4 protein-coding genes are annotated in these 2,834 nt (G+C 26.3%); all 4 read left to right on the top strand.

Going from position 1 to position 2,834, the window contains the following annotated elements:
• Positions 1–453: 453 nt before the first annotated feature.
• The 4 genes from B2W91_RS18625 to B2W91_RS18610 all read left to right on the top strand — a co-directional run bounded on the left by B2W91_RS18625 (position 454) and on the right by B2W91_RS18610 (position 2,756).
• On the top strand, positions 454–651 hold the full coding sequence (locus tag B2W91_RS18625; RefSeq protein WP_291583651.1) for a helix-turn-helix transcriptional regulator: 198 nt from the start codon (positions 454–456) through the stop codon (positions 649–651).
• 4 nt (positions 652–655) lie between these two features.
• Positions 656–1,060 (top strand): hypothetical protein, encoded by a 405-nt coding sequence (locus B2W91_RS18620; RefSeq protein ID WP_291583649.1) that lies wholly within the window; start codon positions 656–658, stop codon positions 1,058–1,060.
• A gap of 311 nt (positions 1,061–1,371) precedes the next feature.
• On the top strand, positions 1,372–2,028 hold the full coding sequence (locus B2W91_RS18615; protein WP_291583647.1) for a hypothetical protein: 657 nt from the start codon (positions 1,372–1,374) through the stop codon (positions 2,026–2,028).
• Between the two features lie 26 nt (positions 2,029–2,054).
• Positions 2,055–2,756: an MBL fold metallo-hydrolase gene (locus tag B2W91_RS18610; protein ID WP_291583645.1), complete on the top strand. Its 702-nt coding sequence runs from the start codon at positions 2,055–2,057 to the stop codon at positions 2,754–2,756.
• Positions 2,757–2,834 lie beyond the last annotated feature (78 nt).

Here is a 2,834-nt window from a genome sequence, read left to right as displayed (position 1 = left end):
TTCCATTGTGGAACCCTATATAATATGTGGAAGGTTAATTACAAGAAGATAAAAGTAATTTATGTTGATTTTTTGTATTATAAAGCCTCAAGGAGAAGAAATGGAAGTATGTTCTAGTAGCTATATAAATATTGTTTTAAAAAAATTAAAAAAATTCACAAATAAGATGGCTTTCATTCAGGTAATATTTATATATACTATGCCTATTATAGGCAATTATAACATAGTAGATAATATTTTAGAATAATTAGTAATGTATTGGAATAATTAGTAATATATTGGGGCTAATAAAAAATAAGTAAAATTAAAAGTAAAGTTAGCTTGACTTAATTTATAAAATACTATATGATAAAGAAGTAAAGTCAACTTTACTTATCATGCATATAATATTTGCTTAAAGGGTAAGTTATAATTAAAAAAGTAAAGCTAACTTTACTTTAAAGGAGGTATATATTGAAAAATATCATTAAAGAACTAAGAAAAGAGCGGCGAATGATACAGGAGGATCTTGCTAAACTTTGTTCTGTAAGTAGGCAAACTATAGTTTCTTTGGAGAATGGTAAATATAATCCATCTATTTTCTTAGCTCATAAGATAGCAGTTATATTTGATACAACAATTGAAAAAATATTTATATTTGAGGAGGATTAATGTTATGAATTATATGAAAAAAAATCTATATTTCAGCATTGGAACTTTTATCTCAGGTGTTATATTTCTATTTTTAGCTTTAGTTATCTATAATAATTCATCTTTATTTGGTGGTGGAGTTGCATTCACGCTAGTAGGGTTATTGGGAATTCTTCAAAGTTTAAAATTTATGAAAGCTCCAGAAAAATGTGAAGAAATAGAGCTCGTAAAGAATGAAGAGAGGACTGTGTTTATAAGAGAAAAAACTAATAGTAAGGTATATAGTATTTTTCTTTATATTGAGAGTTTTGGGTGTTTCATGGCGGGAGTTTTAGGGTATAAAGTTACAACTATGGTTTTGGCATTTCTTTTAATTGGTAAGATGATAGCTTGGTTTATTATTGGCACAAAAATTGCAAATGAAAATTAATAATATATGCTATTTAGAAAATATTTTCAGTTGCAAGAATAGACACATAGAAAAGTATGAATAAAAATACCTGCTAATGCAGGTGTTTTTTATTTTGAAAAATTTTAAAATAGGATGGTTTCCATTCAGGTAAAATTTGTATATACTACGCTTATTATAGGGAATCATACTATAGTAGATAATATCATGAAATAATTAGTAATGTATTGGAATCTATGGAAATATAGTTAGAATAAAGAAGTATAATATATGCAATAAATGCCTTTGTATTTATATATAATGATATAAAGAGATTATGTAAGGAGAAATGGATGAGTTTTTGTGAATTTCTAGAAAAGCAAGAAAAGATATATACAGAATTTAAAGACACATCTAAGGTTAGAGAAGAAGGACTAGTTCCCCAAATATCTATTAATAAAGGTGGATATATTATTGCTCTTAGACATTCTAGAAATATAATAAATGCAGCAGATAAGTTTACTAAAGAGGTTGATACGATAATTTCTTCAATTAAATATGATGAAAGCAATATACACACTACTTTAGGAACATATGAAGTAAAAGATGAATTTTCTCCCGCAAATAAAACTTTAGAGCTAATTATAAATGCAGCAAAATATAGCGTTTCATCAATTAAAGGAATTCAAATAGATTACAATGAATGGTTAATGAATCAAGATACTGGTATTATTGCAGGAATTTCTAACATTAGCTTTTTTGAATATATAAAAAAGTTAAATGAATATGCACAAATGAATGGTATTGAACTTAAACGACCTTGGGGAGCACATATTACTGTTAGTCGCTTTTTAGAAAAGATATCTTATGATAAAACTCTAGAATTATTAGATATTTTTAAAAAAAGTAAGCCGATAGGTATAAGTATACCTAAATATCTAGATGTAGGATATTTTAATCTTACCCCAGATAGTTTTAACTTTAATGTATGTGAAAGATTCAAAATATAGAGTAATTTTTATATGGGAGTGCTGTTATGAATAAATTAGAATTTTTAGGAAAAGGATCAGGATATCATACTAATGAAGGAAATACTGCTGGATATATAAGAAAAGGTAAAACTTTATTATTAATAGATTGTGGTGAAACTGTATTTAAAAAAATTTTAGAAAAAGATTTAATTGAAGGTATTGAAGAAATACATGTATTGATTACTCATATGCATTCAGATCACATAGGTTCATTAGGGGGACTTGTAGGATTTTGTTATTGGAAATATAAGATAGTAACAAAAATTTATTTTGAGGAAAAAGAAAAAATAAGCATGTTTTTAAAACTTCTTGGATTAAAAGAAGGTGAAAGCTTTATTGTAGACGACGCTAAAAATAAGCGAATTAATCCATTAAGATTAGAATTCTCTGCATCGATAACAAAACATACTGAATCACTTAATGCCTATTCTTATACATTAAAATTTGATGAAGGAAATGATATTTTCTATAGTGGAGACACATATAAAACAAATTTTGATGTAATTCCATTTTTGAAGTTAGGTAATCTAATATATCATGACACATGCCTCAATGATTTTGAAGGGAACGTGCATACCTCATTGAAAGTATTAAGTGAAATTATTCCAATAGAATATAGAAAGCAAGTTTACTGTATTCATATAGATGGCGATGATTTTATAGAAAAAGCAGAAAAAGAAGGGTTTAATGTAGCTGATATAGATTAATTTTAAGTATTAATATAAATTTAAGATAGTAAGTAGTAATCTTCCTTGGAAGATTACTTCAGAGTGTCGACAAAGTCG

It is taken from the genome of Clostridium sp. UBA6640 (genome assembly GCF_002455975.1).
Lineage (GTDB): Bacteria > Bacillota > Clostridia > Clostridiales > Clostridiaceae > Clostridium_J.
Note: the sequence above shows the minus strand (reverse complement) of the source record. Positions and strands in the feature narration are given on the sequence as shown.

What these genes read in the sequence shown, in the direction of transcription:
- B2W91_RS18610 (WP_291583645.1), top strand. Translation starts at nt 2,055, where the DNA reads ATGAATAAATTAGAATTTTTAGGAAAAGGATCAGGATATCATACTAAT.
- B2W91_RS18615 (WP_291583647.1), top strand. Translation starts at nt 1,372, where the DNA reads ATGAGTTTTTGTGAATTTCTAGAAAAGCAAGAAAAGATATATACAGAA.
- B2W91_RS18620 (WP_291583649.1), top strand. Translation starts at nt 656, where the DNA reads ATGAATTATATGAAAAAAAATCTATATTTCAGCATTGGAACTTTTATC.